The following is a 16329-nucleotide window of genomic DNA, read 5'->3' as shown; positions in this document are numbered from 1 at the left end:
ATGATTATACGTTTTCTCCTAATATGTATGTTTTCTTTAGCGCTTGGAGTTGTCAGCAACGCCCAGGGGGGGGTGATTTTGACAGACTTGTCACCTACGGTCGGTCCTCTAAATGTTCAGCGGCTAACGATGGTAAACTTACATAGCACCAAAAAAGAAACGGTCAGGGGTACGCTGATTGCTGAGTTGTTTGATGGCAATTTAAACCAAATCGTGCGTTTAGAGTCGTTCCCCTTGTCTCTAGCTCCAGGGCAAGTAATTTCAGCCAATACAGTATCCTGGACTACCGCCATCCAGTATGGAACGGGAGAATTGGCAAATAAACTTCGTCGGCAGGGCCGATTGGACAATGGTGACTTTGTACTTTGTCATTCCTTTGAGAGCCTACAAACCAATGGAATAATCGCTAAGCTATGCGGAGAAAAGAAAGCAAAGTTAGACATCAATTTTGCTCTGGTCCATCCCGCTGATCAGTCAACTATTCGGCAAGCATATCCAAATTTGGTATGGGAAAATGTGTCACAGTACGGTTTGAGAACCGGAAATATTACCTATACGATACAGCTATGTGAACAGCAACCAGGGCAAACCACCGCCCAAGCATTGGAAACGAATGTTAATCTGCTTTTCCGGAGGGGGTTGACACGCAATATGCTTAAGTATCCAGTTGGGTTGCCTCCACTAGAGGCCGGTAGCACATATGCTTGGATGGTGAGAGTGCTTCAAGGCCAGGATGAGATCCTGGTTTCCCAACCCTGGAGTTTTACCGTCGCCCAAAATAGTGCTAAGTCAGTGACTGCAGACAAGCCTTCATATCCTATGGTTTCCACTGCAATTGATAGCCGAGTGTACCGGTTCGGTAAGAATATCCATTTTGGATTTGATAACAATGAAGGGATTGAAAAGCTTTCCTATACGATTAATGGGATTTCCGTGAATGCTCGGAAATTGTCTAATTTGCCGGTAATCAGTGATTTAGGACCCGGTTTAAACACCATTGACATCCCGACGGACAAATTAGGGCTATTGCCCGGCAGAGTTTATAGATTAGCAATTGCCACGCCGCATAAGCAGTCGTATTATCTGCAATTTAAGTATTTCCCTAAAGGGTAGTCAATCGGCCTTAGCTTAATATTTTGCCACAATTTATAGTTCTCTCATGCTAACGCGTTCATCCTCTCCGTCCTCCTGGACAAGCCTTCTCCTATCCTTGTTAGTTCTCTTCCAGTCATTAATCAGTACTCCTATATATGGATTGTCGGGGGGGCCTACGCAACCAGAATTCGGACAGCCTTCCGTAGTAGGATCTGATGATATGGTTGATTTATTTACCGGTAATTTTCAGTATTCAATACCCCTGTTTGAAGTCGGCGGATATCCGATCAACCTAAGTTATTCTTCCGATGGAGGTCAGGAAGAAGAGGCCAGCTGGGTCGGCTTCGGTTGGACCCTGAATCCTGGAGCTATTTCTCGACAAGTGCGTGGTTTGCCCGATGATTTCAACGGGGAGGAAGTCATTCATCGGAATTCTTCAAAGGAAAACGTTACGACCGGCATATCCCTGGGGACGGATTTGGAAATATTCGGGACATTTGGTTTGAACGCGGCCTTAAATTTTAATTATAATAATTATAGCGGGTTCAGTTTTTCTCAAGATTACTCTCCGTCGATAAATCTTATGATGCTGCTCTCGGACGATTTTGGCAAGAAACCAGAAAAAACTGCTAGTTCCGGAAAAACCGGTTTTCGACTCAAGTGGCCCTGGCAAATTGAGCAAGACAAAGCCGTGCACTTTCTATCCGCAAATTTTACCTCGCGCGCCGGGCTCCAGTCTATATCCTGGAGTTCAAATCTCAAGAGGAGAATGCATAATTTCGGAGTTACTTATAGTACTGCCGGCATAACCTATACCCCAACCAGTAATCTTCCCAAGCGATTGTCGGCTCGGACCTTTACCGTGAAAGCAGGTGGTGTTCCTGTTTGGCCGCTTTCCGCGCATGCGGTTTACCGCGGTCACAGTATGACCCAATCATTGGCAACAAATGTACTGAAAGAGAGGGCCTATGGTTATTTGTATTTAGACGGAGCGATTGACGATCCTGAAGCCATCATGGATTACAATGTCGAGACAGGTGGATTGTTAAATCAAGATGCTACAAGACTCCCTGTTCCGTTTGGCACCCCCGATGTCTACGCGGTAACCGGCCCGAGTATGTCAGGTCAAATAGAAGTTATTAGAAACCGGATGTCACCTTTCCGGCCGGCGAAGACACGGTCCGGCACTGTTTCTGTTGGCAGTGGCGGGGATATTGGCGTAGGCAGTGGCATCCATCTCGGTGCTAATTATAGTGCTTCAAAATTGTCCAGTGAACTGAGTGGCTGGGATAACATTCACAATACCTTCACAGAAAGTTACGAGTCAGGTATCGATGTTAACAATCCGGAATCCTACCTAAGATATATATCTGACCAAACCTCGTACATTGATAAAACAGTATACGACCGAATCGGTGGGCCTGATCCCGTGCACATCAACGTAGCCTCTAGTTTCCCAAATATCAAACTAACCACTGCTTATAAAACTGAAAATAGGGGCGTTGGGCGCCTATTTTCTATTGGTTCATCGAATTTGGCCAAACCACTATATAAAGAGTCCACCGCCACGGTCGTTAATTATCTCACCCACGCCGAAGCCAACGCTATATCAAACAATAGTGCAAATGTCCTATACCAACCCTTCACTTCCCCTGGCGAGTATTTTTCATTGGTGCCGATATTAGAGAGTTGGAGCGATCGCGGCGACAAAACGGGTAGAATGGGGCACCACATTAGTCAGATAAATGTTCTGCGACCATCCGGTCAACGCTATGAATATGGCCTGCCGGTGTATAATCACCACAAACAAGAAGTTACCTTTAATGCCGCGCAGATTGCATCGACAGCGGGTAAACAAGGGGAGGGAAACTATGGTTTAGTTGATTACGAAGGTAGCGAAACACTGCTCACGTTAGGAAACAATAGCGGGAACGATCATTTATTTGATGAAGTCGTCACTCCCGCGCACCCTGTAGCCCATCTACTCACTTCCGTTCTGTCGCCAGATTATGTGGATGTCACCGGTAATGGAATATCCTCAGATGATTTAGGTAATTACGTGAAATTGGGTTACACGACCGTAGTTGATCCCGATCCGAATGTAAACCAACCAGCTCAATTGGGCTACCGGACCCCTGCTGCCGAGAATTCAGCTGCCTTGAGTGAGGGCAACCTGGCCGATCCAACGGATGATAAGGCTTCCTTTACCTACGGTACCAAAGAGGTTTATTACGTTCACCATATTGATTCAAAAACTCACCGAGCCGTCTTTCATACAAGCCCACGGGTGGATGCTATACCTGTCGATGAAGATGGACGGCTTGAAAACGAAAGCAAAAGACTACAAAAACTGGATTACATAAGTCTTTTCACACTTGCTGAGTTGAACCGAGCCGAAAGCACTGGTACTCCTCCGATACCGATCAAAGAAATTCATTTCGAATATGCAGATCACGGTAGCCAAGAGCAGATAAGTACTGGTTTGCCTAATTCATTAGGAGAAAAAGGAAAGCTTACATTGCGGGCCGTTCATTTTACTTATGCGGACAACGATAGAGGAGCCCTTAATAAGTATCAATTCACGTACAAGGTTGAAGCGGAGAACGCTAAAGGTGATCTAGAAAAAGTGGCCTACCGGCCGTTTATGTTGGATCGGTGGGGAACGCGGAAAATGAATTCCGACGTCGCCGATCTCGACCCCATCAGGTATCCCTACGCTGTACAAGATGCTAGCAAAGCCGATGAGCACTGCGATATAGGAAACTTGATCAAGATCGATTTGCCTACCGGAGCCAGTATTGAAGTTGAGTACGAACCAGACGATTATGCTTACGTACAAAATTTCCGGGCTGGCAAAATGTATACGTTGGCGGCTATCACTAATGAATTTGATAACATAGCTCCACAGCTGCCTCAAACAAGGGATCAGCTCTACGTGCCTGATGGAGGATTGGGAGATGCTAAATTATATGCGTATATCAAAGTCGGGGATATTCCAACTGAGCAAGATCCGGATAATTTAAGCCACGGTAAAATCAAAGATTTACTTCTATCGTCCGTTGATCAATTGTACTTCAGTGCTTTAGTTCGTCTACAAAAAGGCATCAGTACCTACGAAAGAATTACCGGATATGCCGGGTTTGATAAAGACTTTTCTAGAGTTTTTAAAAGTGGTGAGGATTATTATCTCGTTTTAAAGCTCACTGGATTAACTAAAAGAAACAGCGATACCGGTAATGAGCGGTCGATTAATCCTATAACCTTTGCATCACTAGATAAAATGCAGTACGAACTGCCTAGGCTCTTGTACGGGGATTATGAAGAAGCAGATGTGGGCCGGCACCCCGAATCGCTTATCCCGCGCTCAAAGGGGCTTGGAAAGTCGATGCAAAACTTTTATAAGTGGAGATTGAATCGAGATATCGCGGATGCACAATTCTTTAAACCCGAAGCCAGTTATGTACGGCTGAGCGATCCGCATTACAAAAAAATAGGTGGGGGCTCCCGGGTGAATAAAGTAGTACTACAGGATAACTGGTTGGCCAATGAAAATGAAGTCGCTGAACCCGGAATGACTTATGCCAAGACGTACAGCTACCAAACTCAACACCCGATATCCGGCCAATCGATAAGCACAGGCGTAGCAGCCAATGAACCAATGCACGGCAAAGAGGAAATGCTTTACGTCAATGTTGGAAAAACTCCCCATCCACGGTTTCTTGGGGCAAACCGCTTTTCCTACATGGAAAATCCTGCCGGCCTGTCGTTTTTTCCCGCCGCTAACGTCGGTTATAGTATGGTGACGGTACAGACTGATCTTGATGAAAAATATGCCCAAAGCATTCCCGGAAGGACCGTTCATGAGTTTTATACCGCCCGTGATTACCCGGTGAAAGTGCATCTGACCGAATTGGATCGGGCGAAAGTAGCGACTCCTCCATCGCTACTTCCCTTCGTCTCATTATATCAGAGTCGTCTTGCATTGTCTCAGGGCTTTACGATTGAGACAAACGATATGCATGGCAAAATGAAGGGAGTCTTCGAATACGGAGTGGCACCCGAAGCGATTAGTTCTACCAGGTACAACTATTCTACAGATCCAAATGCCGGAGATGATTATTTGAACAATAGCGTGAGCGTAGTCGAATCCGGGGCAGGCCTCCCCTCTGGATCAAATACGGTAGCCTTAACAGAAGATTATTTAGGTCTTCGGGCAAATGTGTGGATGGAAATAACACACGACAGGACAACCAGTTACGGTGGAGGTATCCAGGCGAACGCCGATATATCCTTCCCCTTTTTGTTCGCACTGACGCCCTACCCAAATATTAACAGTTCCGTTTCCAGCCTTCAAACGGCGGCTGTAACGAAGTATATCCATAGGACCGGTATCCTTGAAGAGGTGTTAGTGATGAATAATGGCTCCACCCTTACAACAACTAATCATCGCTTTGACGCGCTGACAGGAGCCCCCGTTTTAACCAGCACCCAAAATGAATTCGGTCAACCTGTTTATCAACTCGCCAGTCCCGCATACTGGATGAAGGGGCACGAAGGAATGGGGCCTGCATACCGGCAGCAACAATTTCGCGTTCAAGCGATCACGATACTAAATGGTCGTCTCCAGGGCACAGATGTAGACGAGGACGGAGTTCTTGTCCCGGGAGATGAACTTATTGCTTACGAAGCAAGCCCCGCGGATTTGGGGCAAGCTCAGCGGCTACGTGTTTTCGCCGTCAAATACTATGATCACATCCGCCTGATTGACGATGCTGGAAATTTGGTAGATACACCAAGTGGTGTACTGTTTAATCTGCGATTGGTTCGCAGTGGCTTCCGCAACGTTTTGAATGCCCTATCAGAGCAAACCACGGCTTTGATAAAGCCAGATGGTACGGGGGGACTTTATTACGCCCAGAACCAACTACCCGGGGCATCTTCTTCAGTCATCGCTACTTCTTCTTCGGTATATTCCGAGGATTGGGGCAATCTTTGTACACCAATTGCTCCATATACTCCAACCGACAATTGTGCTGAATGCATCGATTGCAGCGAGTGTCCGGAATGTTTGCAATGTCCAGATGAGCCTTGCACCAGCCCACCCTGTGCAGGCGATTGTGATGAGCTGATGAGTAGAATAAATAATTCACCTATATATATAGAGTATTGTGGGGGTGAAAAATTTGCGATGCAAGGAGAAAATTGGCTAGCACAGATCGAGGATATCAAAGACTGTGGAGCCTGCCAGGATTTGTTCGATGTTTACAGCAGCCAGGGCTTTATCAGCAATTTAAGCGCTTACGGCGAGTGTGAACAGATCGGGGACTACTTAAAAGTTACTCCACAGACTGACGATCAACGAGCATTAATTGCGAATTGCGCATTCGTTGAAGTTATTAATGACCCCCATGATATTTTTGGGGGTGGATATGTCCGCATCGGTCAGATCAATCAGGGAGAGTCTACTTGTCAATTATACCCCCCTGACAATAGGATGCTTTGCGATGAACCTGAATCCTCAGGCATGGCTATGAGCAGTTATATTGCGACCCCTACCGTAAGATTGACAAGTGGTTTTCAAGATACTACTTCCTGTTTTCCCTGGCACCCCGACGCCGGTATAAACCCCTATCTCGACGGCCGACGTGGCAACTGGCGCGTCAAAGCAACCTACATTCCCGATCAGACTAACCGAAGCTTCGCTGCCGTAGAAGCTGATCCCCCCATTACTGATGAGCGCGACAATAATTATTCCCAACCTCTTCTCCACGAAGCAGGAACGCTAGAAGAATACTATCCTTTCTGGTTTAGTGAAACGGAGACGGTAGTAGGCGAACATCACATTGCGGTAAACCGGGTGAACCGATTTGACGAGCACGGACACGAACTTGAAACCAAAGATGCCCTCAATATTTTTAGCGGTGCGCAGTACGGTTTTCTGCAGAACCTTCCCGTATCCGTAGCCCAAAATGCCCGTCATACCGATATCGGCTTTGATAATTTTGAGGATTATCTTTACGAGCGCGGTAGTAACAATGGCGATTGGTTGAGACATTTCGCCATGCTGGACCGGGAGATCTTGACGCGGAATGATTACCCAACCATTACGGACGCCGCTGCACACACCGGTCGCTATTCTTTCCATACCAGCGATGCTTCCTTAGGGCTGAACCAATCCTTCGCCACCCTTCGTTGTGATTCCACCGAGGTATACTGTCCCGATGAAGAGGGATGTGGCAGTTGCGTGAATGGTTTCCGTCCGACCCCTAACGAAACTTATTTAGCGAGCATTTGGGTGGCCAGCACTTCGAGCCTCGCCTACGGCCAGCAGCCCAGGCTTTCGGTAACGAGCGGGGGGGCACAATACGAGTCGACACTTACCGTCAATTATATCCAGGACGGCGGCACGGTACAATTGCTGGGGCAGGCCCATCCTACCGGTCCGGTAGTAGAAGGTTGGCAACAAATACAATTGGAATTCACCGTGCCCCAGGATGCCAGCGATATTGTCTTTAGCGTCGACCCACCATCTTCACTTTCGAGCGGAGAGACCTTTTACTTCGACGACGTAAGGGTGCGCCCGTACGAATCAGAGATGACAGCTTATGTCTACGACAACAGCACCCTTCGGTTGATGGCCCAAATCGATGACCGCGGCTACGCCGTTTTCTACGAATACGACGATGAGGGGATGCTTGTCCGCCAGAAGCGGGAGACGGAACGCGGCGTAATGACGATTACCGAGCAACACACCAACCTTGCACCCGCGTCCCCGCAATAGCCTCTAATAATATTTCTACCCCAGCTTATCCTCTCCGTATGTCAGTTCGCCTATTTATAGCCTTTTTTATTCTATGTACCGCCGGAGGTTTAACGGGACAATCGGGCACATTTGTGAACCAAATCGAAGGGGAACCCTTAGTGGCCGATCAGGAGTTCAGGGTAGAAATAAACGATCTACTTGAGGAGAACAATGACCCTAATAGTATTCCAACTTACAGGCAGTTTCGAGGATCACGAAATCGCCTATTATTTTCTTTAGCTCAGGTAGGTACCCAGCCCGTTCCGGATGGTGATTACACCGTTTTGGTAGAAGTCACTACGCGTCAGGCCCTGCCGGACCGATTTGAAGATCCGGAAACCCACTTATTTGAATTTATTATTGACGCTACCCCCGCAGGTGGGACGCATCTCATAGCCGCCGATGTAATACAAAACAAGTGGCGGATGGATGTACACGTGATCTCCGTAACCCGTAATGATGGTCCGGTAGGTTCGGAATCTCCTAAGATGATTTTAATGGGTGAAATATCGGAAAATGCAACCCCTTGCCCATTAGATTTATCACAGTCACTAGACCCGAAAGTTTTTGCCACCTCGGAGGATGTAGAAGGTAAAATCGTCGCTACCGTACCGAGTGTGGGCTGTGCAACTGAGTACGATTTAGAGTATGTCTTCTATGATGAAAATAGTAAAAGCGGACGGAATTTATCCAATGGAAACGGGAACGACATCCCGATCGACGACCTATTCCGTAACAATAGCACACGACTTACCTCCGCGGATAATAATTTTCGGCTTTTTAACCTGTTTCGGGACGGCTACCTAGTTGTACGCTACCGCGCCGTACAGTACGGTGAGGGAGATTTGAGGACTTATACTCGTTGGAGTACCTCTGGAGTGAATATTCCTTCCGACCCTACGACGCACGCGGACTTCGGAATCCTTCGAGTAGGACACCAGACGGGCTTTAACTGGCAAGCGACGACCAATTTCGCCGAAGAGGCCAAGCAATTGCCCAGTATCAGTTACCTCGATGGCACGATGCGTGCCCGGCAGAACCTCGTGCTCCAGTACGGCGAAAAAAACGGCGAGCCAAATCCCAATACCGAGTTCGCAATCGGCCAGCAAACAGTCTACGATGCGATGGGCCGTCCGGCGGCTTCGATACTACCGGCTCCGGTTTACCCTAATGCCAACGCGGCACACCCTTTGCGCTTTGATCCGAAGACACTTGCGAAACCAGTAGGGCAAACCGCAGACAACATTCCTTTCCATATTTACGGTACCGCCCAGGTCGAGGCGGCAGGGGAGTGCGGTTCCGAAGTCATGGGCACGGATGCCGGAGCGGGGAAATTCTTTAGCTCAAGTAATGAAAAGAGTGAGGGTGAAAATGCATATGTCCCCGATGCACACGGCTATCCGTTTGCCGTTACCCGTTACACTCCCGACAATACCGGTCGTATCCGACGCCAGGGAGGGGTTGGGCCTCGGCTCCAAATTGGCGCCCACGATACGAAATATTACTACGGAAAACCTGCCCAGCGTGAATTAGACCGCTTGTTTGGTGTCAATGTCGGGTCAGCCAGCCACTATCAGAAAACAATGGTCGTCGACCCTAACGGGCAAGCCACCATCAGCTACCTCGATGCCAAAGGCCGTACGGTAGCAACTGCACTCGCCGGGCAATCACCCGCAAACCTAATTCCCATTAGTCAGGTCGAGGCCAATTTCGGCTATAGAATAGACCCTACGGACTCACTAACCGTCAGTTTTGAGAATTCCAGCCAGGCAGCCGACAGCTATGAGTGGAACTTTGCGGATCTAGGCACCTCAATCGACGAAAACCCATCTTTCACTTTTCCACAGCTTGGTACCTACGTGGTCTGTCTGGAGGCCGCCGGTCCGACGGGAAGAGAGTCGACCTGTCAATATGTTTCTGTTGCGATTGCACCGGAAGTTCGATCTGATACCCTGCACTTGACCCAAGGCTTTAATATGGCCAGCCTGGATGTTGCACCGGCCGATAACCGCATCACGGCGATCTTCGCGGAACTGATCGCCCAGGACAAACTCATTTACGTACAGGGGCGGGATAGTCTGGGTGGCCTTGCGCTCTTCAACCCGCGTCTAACGGAGGAAGAAAACGTCTTAACGCATATGGAGCCGGGACGAGGATACATGATCGGAGTAAGTGAGGATATGGACTTTGCCGTCGAGGGTATTCCCATCGACTCGGCCTTCCAACCTACCCTATACCCCGGAATCAACCTGGTGGCCTATCTACCCCAAAACTCAACGGATGCCGTCAGCTTTTTTGCTTCACTGGAGTCCGGGGAAGGGAATCTAGCCTTTGCCCGCGCTTTTTTCAACAGCCGCTACTGGAGTTATCGTCCCGCATACCATCAATCCGCGCCTTTCTCGGTAGAGAACGGGAAAGCATACGAAATCCTCATCGGTAGCCAAATCGATGGCGACAACTGGCTGGAGGAGAACGGTGGCGAGAATGGCGGCCTGGCCGGTACCGTCTACGGGGAAGAGCTATACCAACTAGGCAGTCTGGACCGCAGCCCCCTGGGCATCGGAGAGGAAAATGTCATGACTCCCACCGTTGATGGTGGTACGGCAACCGGGAGCACACCGAATTACGTCACCACAGATATTACAAATAATGTCGTCTATGACGACCGGGTCGTGACCACCTTTGCCCTACTCGTGCCACAGACTGACTTCTATGACCTGTGTTATGCCCTTAAGGAAGCAACCTACGAGAGCGGTTGCTGCCCCAGGATTGAAGACCCTAATCCGCCAGAGGAACAGCCGGATCCCGAATTTCCCCATCCGGAGTCTCCTACGTCCGCTGGTTCCGGGACATTCGCCAGCCAGACAACCACCAACTACATCGATGACTGCTTCGAATGCTACTACGATATTGAAATTGCGATAGCGCCGGTCAGTCTTTGCGACGCAGGGGCTTTTACCGCCCCCGCGCCGCTTAAACTGGTTAACAAACAACTGTCGGGAAATACCGAAGATTGCTTTGCCGGCGGTGAGATCGACCTGACAGGCATAGAACTTCCACAGGGGGAATACATCATTACCAAAACGGTCACTTTACACGAGCCGGCGGTGGAGGCAGCAATAGAAGAATACATGGCTACCGCCGTCTGCGTCATTCCACAGGATACGTATGTAGATAATTACGTGGCCGGTGCAGACGTATCGGGATGCCAGCCGTGTGATTGCAGTGACCCGGACCGATCACAAGCGTGCGACGATCTATGTGCCGAACTCCCTACGCCCTGCGAGTCCCTGTATGCCGTGATGGAGGGTGACCTGACTCCCGGCCAGGGGCAGTACGCCCGATTCAGAATTGAGTATACCGAAGCGTATCCGAACGGAAATTACGTTCTGACGCCCGATCCGGTAGACGAAGAAGACAATGCGCAGACATATACATTTTCCATTCTGAACCTCCATCCAGACAACCCCAATCTACGGGTATACCAGGATGAATCCCTCGATTGGTCCGGTATAGAGATAAAAATCAACGGTGAAACGAAGGAAGATTTAGCGGACGTCTCGCTGTCCGATTTCATCGACAATTTCGATGAAAAATGGGTAAAGGCACTGTTACCCCTCCATCCCGAAAATCAGCTTTACGATTGGTGCATCAATAATATCGACTCCGGTGACGACGCCGTAGTCGGTAGTCACGATTTCGACGAGACGATGCGATCCGTGCAGACTTATGCGACAGCAAGTGGTGATTACGGAAGCTCCGCCGATCTTAAGGGGACCGCGATCTACAATTTTGTAGTGGCGATCGCCAACAAGGATCCATTTATGTTAGCGGATCTCAATGGGCGTCGAGACGCATTTCTTGGTGATCCGACAGTCAACGATGCTGAAACCGGAATTGCCGCGATCGCCACTCTCAGGCTGACGGAATTATTCGGAGGTACCGACGGTAGCTGGACGTGGGCCGGACTGAAAGATTACCAGAAGGATATTGCCTGGAGGATCGTACGCGATTTATACCTGGGGCGGAAAAGCACCTTCGTTGCGGGAGAGCGATTAGCCGACAACTTGGGAGCGGCTTCCCGAGCATGGGATAACTTAAAGTGGATTTGTCTGCCGCAGCCGCTGTGTCAGGAATTCAATTGCAACTACGACGGTGCCTGTAATACCGAACCACTAATGGGCTATTATCAGGCCCGCGTCACCAACTTTTTGGCAGTCGACATCCTTGCCGGAGACCTTCCCAAAACTGAAGAAGATCTCCTCGACCCTGATAAACCTTTCGGCCGGCAAATATCCGACGTCTCGGATAATTACGAATCCGATTGCCAGGATCGCTGTGCCCAGTACGAAGCAAGCTGGCGCGCCCAAATAAACCAGTGTCCGGTCTTGGCTAACCTCCCCGCGGCGGATCTCGCCGCCATGATTGCCGAACTACGTGCAATTTGCACCGCCGGCTGTGTCGGGGGCGAGCCCTTCGGTAGCTCCACGGTGCCCGCCAACGTAGTGTTTACCCCAGGTATTGGAGGGGCAACCTTTCAAGAAGTCCTGGCATATTATATCGACAAGCATAATACTGGGTCCGATGCCTGTAACTTACCCGGCAATTGCGGTAGTAACCTGATTAGCTTCCCCCCGCCCGCCGGACAGGACTTTTATGGCGGAACTGCCCGGATTCCAGCAGAACAGGTGCCGGTTTTCCTGTTTCTCAACCGAGGGTTTCTCCAGTCTCGGCTGGATTTTTTGCTGGACGGTTGCGCATGCACTACCTGCGACGTGCCGGAGAAAAGTCTTGGCACGAGCCTCTCTACGGAAGTGATCGAAAATATGGCACGGCTGAACCGGATGACGGTCACCGATCTCAATTATACCCTTACGATGATCGAACAATTTCTGGATCCCTCCACCGATCCGGATCAGCTGTTCGCCACTATTGAGGACCTCTTGCTGCCCGCCGAATTCAATCCAGGTGGCAATTTTTGCGCCTATAAGTCTGTCCTGCAATCCTACGATCAGGCAGCCACTGTTACTTGTGCCGATTCTACCGACGCGTGGAACAACGATCGACGGGCCGACCATCTCAACGCCCGGTTAGGCTACAACCGAAGCTGGGAAGAATACGCTACGGTACTCGGTGCAGAGGCTTCGAGTTGTATGATTTGCGCTGAGCCCCCCGCTACAGCCGATCCTGAAGACCAGCCCCTTAATTGCGAGGAAGAGACCCGCGAACGCGCCCGGCAAGACGCCCTGGCCCAGCACAGTCGTTACCTCGACCGCCGCCGTACGGATTTTGAGCGGGGCTATCGCGACCACTGCCTCGGAAACGTAAACGACCGGCTCGACCTACGGTATCCCGAGCGCGAATATCACTACACCCTGTACTATTACGACCAGGCCGGTAACCTGGCCATGACCGTTCCCCCGGACGGCGTAGAGCCGTTGCCCGAAAGCAAGCACACCGACGTTAAGACCTACCGCGACTACCTTCCCGACTTACACGAATACGGTAACAGTGCACTGCCGGCTCCCACCCTGCCAGGGCATGGAATGCTGACCCACTACCGGTATAACAGCTTCAACGAAGTCACCCTCAGCGATGCCCCCGACAAAGACCCCGCCCGTACCTGGTACGATCGTTTGGGACGCCCCGTGCTATCGATGGACGGACGACAACAGACCCTCGGTCTACTGAGCTACACCCTCTACGACAACTTGGGCCGCCCCGAGGAGGTCGGTGAACTTCCGGTAAACGATCAACAGTTTGATGCCTTGCTTATCGAGGCCAGGGACGATAAGCTGGAGAATGCGATGGCGGACCGTGCCGACCGCTTCCACGTCACCAAAACCTGGTATACCAACTCAGGGCTTTCTTACCAGTTTCAAAACGACGACCCCTTCGTTCGCCGGAACCGGGTCGTGGCCACCACCTATCGTGCCGAACCCGACCCCGAGGCTCCGCAAGGGAGCGGGTACGACTATCAGACCTACGACTTTGCCAGCCATTACCACTACGATATCGCCGGTAATGTCGATAAGTTGGTACAAGATTTTCCCGATCTCGGGACTTACGGACAGCGGTACAAAACCCTGGCCTATACTTACGATCTGATTTCCGGAAACGTCCACTACCTGCACTACCAGCTAGGACAACCCGACCAATTTTCCTACCATTATAAGTACGACAAACTCAATCGACTGAGCGAGGTTTTCAGTTCCGAAATTGAAACCGAGCATTCCCGCTCGAATATCTGGAAGCGCGACGCCTCCTATACATACTACGACCACGGCCCCCTGAAGCGCACCGTGCTGGGCCAGGACGGTCTGCAGGGGTTGGACTACGCTTACACGCTACAGGGGTGGATCAAGGGGGTCAACGGTTCCCTGGGTGACGACTACGCCGATGTAGCGGCCCCGGATATGAATATGGACGGCCGCGACGCAACCGGCAGCCACCTCATCGGTCAGGTCGGTAACATCGATCTCTACCGCTACGCCAACCAGTATTTCCACCAGGACTATACTCCGATCAATGCCAACGTTGCGAATCCCTTCGACAATGTACTGCCACCGGACTACGAGCTGTTCAATGGGAACATCGTCCGTCACTACAAGTCGACGGCCGCCGACAAATTCCGCACCGCCGCCCTGGTGGGGGAGTACGATCAGCTCAACCGCCTACGCTACGGACGCCAAGAGTTCTACGGTCAGGATACACGCCCCGGCCAGGTCGCCACGCCGGAGGGTACCCATTTACTTCGGGCGGTGGAGGCCCCGACCTTCGACGGCAACGGCAATATCCGCCACCTGGACCGCTTCTTCGGCACGGAGGCCAATACCGGGCATAACCGACTGCAGTATACCTACATAGCGAGGACCAATCTGCTGGAAGCAGTCACCGCGCGGGCGGGGGGCAGCGATTCCTGGCGCCCGTTTGCCTTCCTAGTGGGTGAACATGCGTATAACTACGATAAAAGCGGTAACTTGATCGAAGAAACAAGTCCCGCAGGCAGGAAAGCCATCACCTGGAACCCCTATGGTAAAGTAACCGACGTGACCCACGACCGCAACGGCTTTGACCCCGCCCCCTACCGGTCGGACTTCGGCTACGGGCCGGATCAGCAAAGGTGGGCCAAGCTGCGCTATCGAGCCGGGGCCACCGATAATCCTGACGACGACGAGCTGGAGGAAGCGACCTACTACGTTCGCGACGCTCAGGGAAATACTCTGGCTACCTACGAGTTGGGCGGGAACGCCTCGATAGCTATCGGGGCGGAGTTGAAGTGGAAACAGCAATATCTCTTCGGCTCCAGCCGACTGGGCGAAGTCACTCTCGACCGCGGACTCACCGAGCGTACCCTCACTTTCGGGGCCCGGACCTACGAACTGACGAACCATCTGGGTAACGTGGTCACGACCTTCGGTGAAGGATTAGTCGCTTACGATGAGGGGACGGCTGCGATGCCAGATCTGAAAAGTCACCAGGATTACCTGGCGTTCGGACTTAGCCTGGAACGGGAACGGGGGATGGGGTTAGGTAGCTATCGTTACGCCTTTAACGGGAAGGAGAAAGACGATAGCGGAGAATGGGGAACTGGCACCACGGCTTATGATTACGGGTTCAGGATCTACAACCCGGGGATAGCTAGGTTCCTATCTTTAGACCCGTTATCTGCGGCAATCCCCCAATCTTCTCCATATTCGTTCGCGAGCAATAATCCAATTTCTTTTATAGATAAAAAAGGACTTTTACCTAAAAGTGAATCTTGCTGTGTAGGCGACGATGGTGTGCTTAGAACTCCCTCAATAGCGGATGAAATTATTCCATCTTTGGTTGTCAACGTTCGCCAACTAGCTCACAATGTTTGGAGAGGTACAAAGGCCTTATGGACTGATGATGAAGATTTACCTCCATATCGTACCTACCATGCTGGTCGTAATTCTTATGGCAATTTCGAGCTGACATATACGGAAGCTCAGGCTGAACCATCCTTGACGGAGAAGTTAGTATCAAATACTGCTTCAGGAGTCGGAGTGATGCTTTCCCTTCCAGGAGGGAGTGGAGTATATGCTGGTGCAAGGGTAGGTCCAGCATGGTGGCCTTTTGCAAAAAATTTAGCTACTAAATCAGAATTACTAGCAGATGGAGGGCAGTGTAAAGCCTGCGCACAAGTGATAAAAGAAGAAATTGGGGGCATCATAGTAAAAATAGAAAATGCAGTTTTTCCTGGACGAGCTGGTATTGGCGATGTCGTAGACCAGTCAGGTCAGACAATTGTTACCGGCAATACGTGGAAAGAGCACTTTGCCGTATTTAAGGATGGGAAATTCTATGATGGATTAACTGGTTCAGAAGGTTTAGATGCAGATAGCTACAAAGAACTCTTCCTTGATTGGGATTATCTTAAAAAAACAGAACTTCCTGATGGAGATTAA

At 50.4% G+C, this 16329-nt stretch carries 3 protein-coding genes; all 3 read left to right on the top strand.

Going from position 1 to position 16329, the window contains the following annotated elements:
• The 3 genes from GGR28_RS02900 (at window position 1) to GGR28_RS02890 (ending at window position 16329) form a co-directional block, all read left to right on the top strand.
• Window positions 1-1113 (top strand): hypothetical protein, encoded by a 1113-nt coding sequence (locus tag GGR28_RS02900; protein WP_183494210.1) that lies wholly within the window; start codon window positions 1-3, stop codon window positions 1111-1113.
• A 202-nt stretch (window positions 1114-1315) separates the two neighbouring features.
• Window positions 1316-7876 (top strand): carbohydrate binding domain-containing protein, encoded by a 6561-nt coding sequence (locus GGR28_RS02895; protein WP_183494209.1) that lies wholly within the window; start codon window positions 1316-1318, stop codon window positions 7874-7876.
• 38 nt (window positions 7877-7914) lie between these two features.
• On the top strand, window positions 7915-16329 hold the full coding sequence (locus GGR28_RS02890; RefSeq protein ID WP_183494208.1) for an RHS repeat-associated core domain-containing protein: 8415 nt from the start codon (window positions 7915-7917) through the stop codon (window positions 16327-16329).

Source organism: Neolewinella aquimaris (assembly GCF_014197245.1).
Lineage (GTDB): Bacteria > Bacteroidota > Bacteroidia > Chitinophagales > Saprospiraceae > Neolewinella > Neolewinella aquimaris.
Note: the sequence above shows the minus strand (reverse complement) of the source record. Positions and strands in the feature narration are given on the sequence as shown.

Coding starts and splice junctions, on each gene's coding strand:
- GGR28_RS02890 (WP_183494208.1), top strand. CDS start 7,915: ATGTCAGTTCGCCTATTTATAGCCTTTTTTATTCTATGTACCGCCGGA.
- GGR28_RS02895 (WP_183494209.1), top strand. CDS start 1,316: ATGGTTGATTTATTTACCGGTAATTTTCAGTATTCAATACCCCTGTTT.
- GGR28_RS02900 (WP_183494210.1), top strand. CDS start 1: ATGATTATACGTTTTCTCCTAATATGTATGTTTTCTTTAGCGCTTGGA.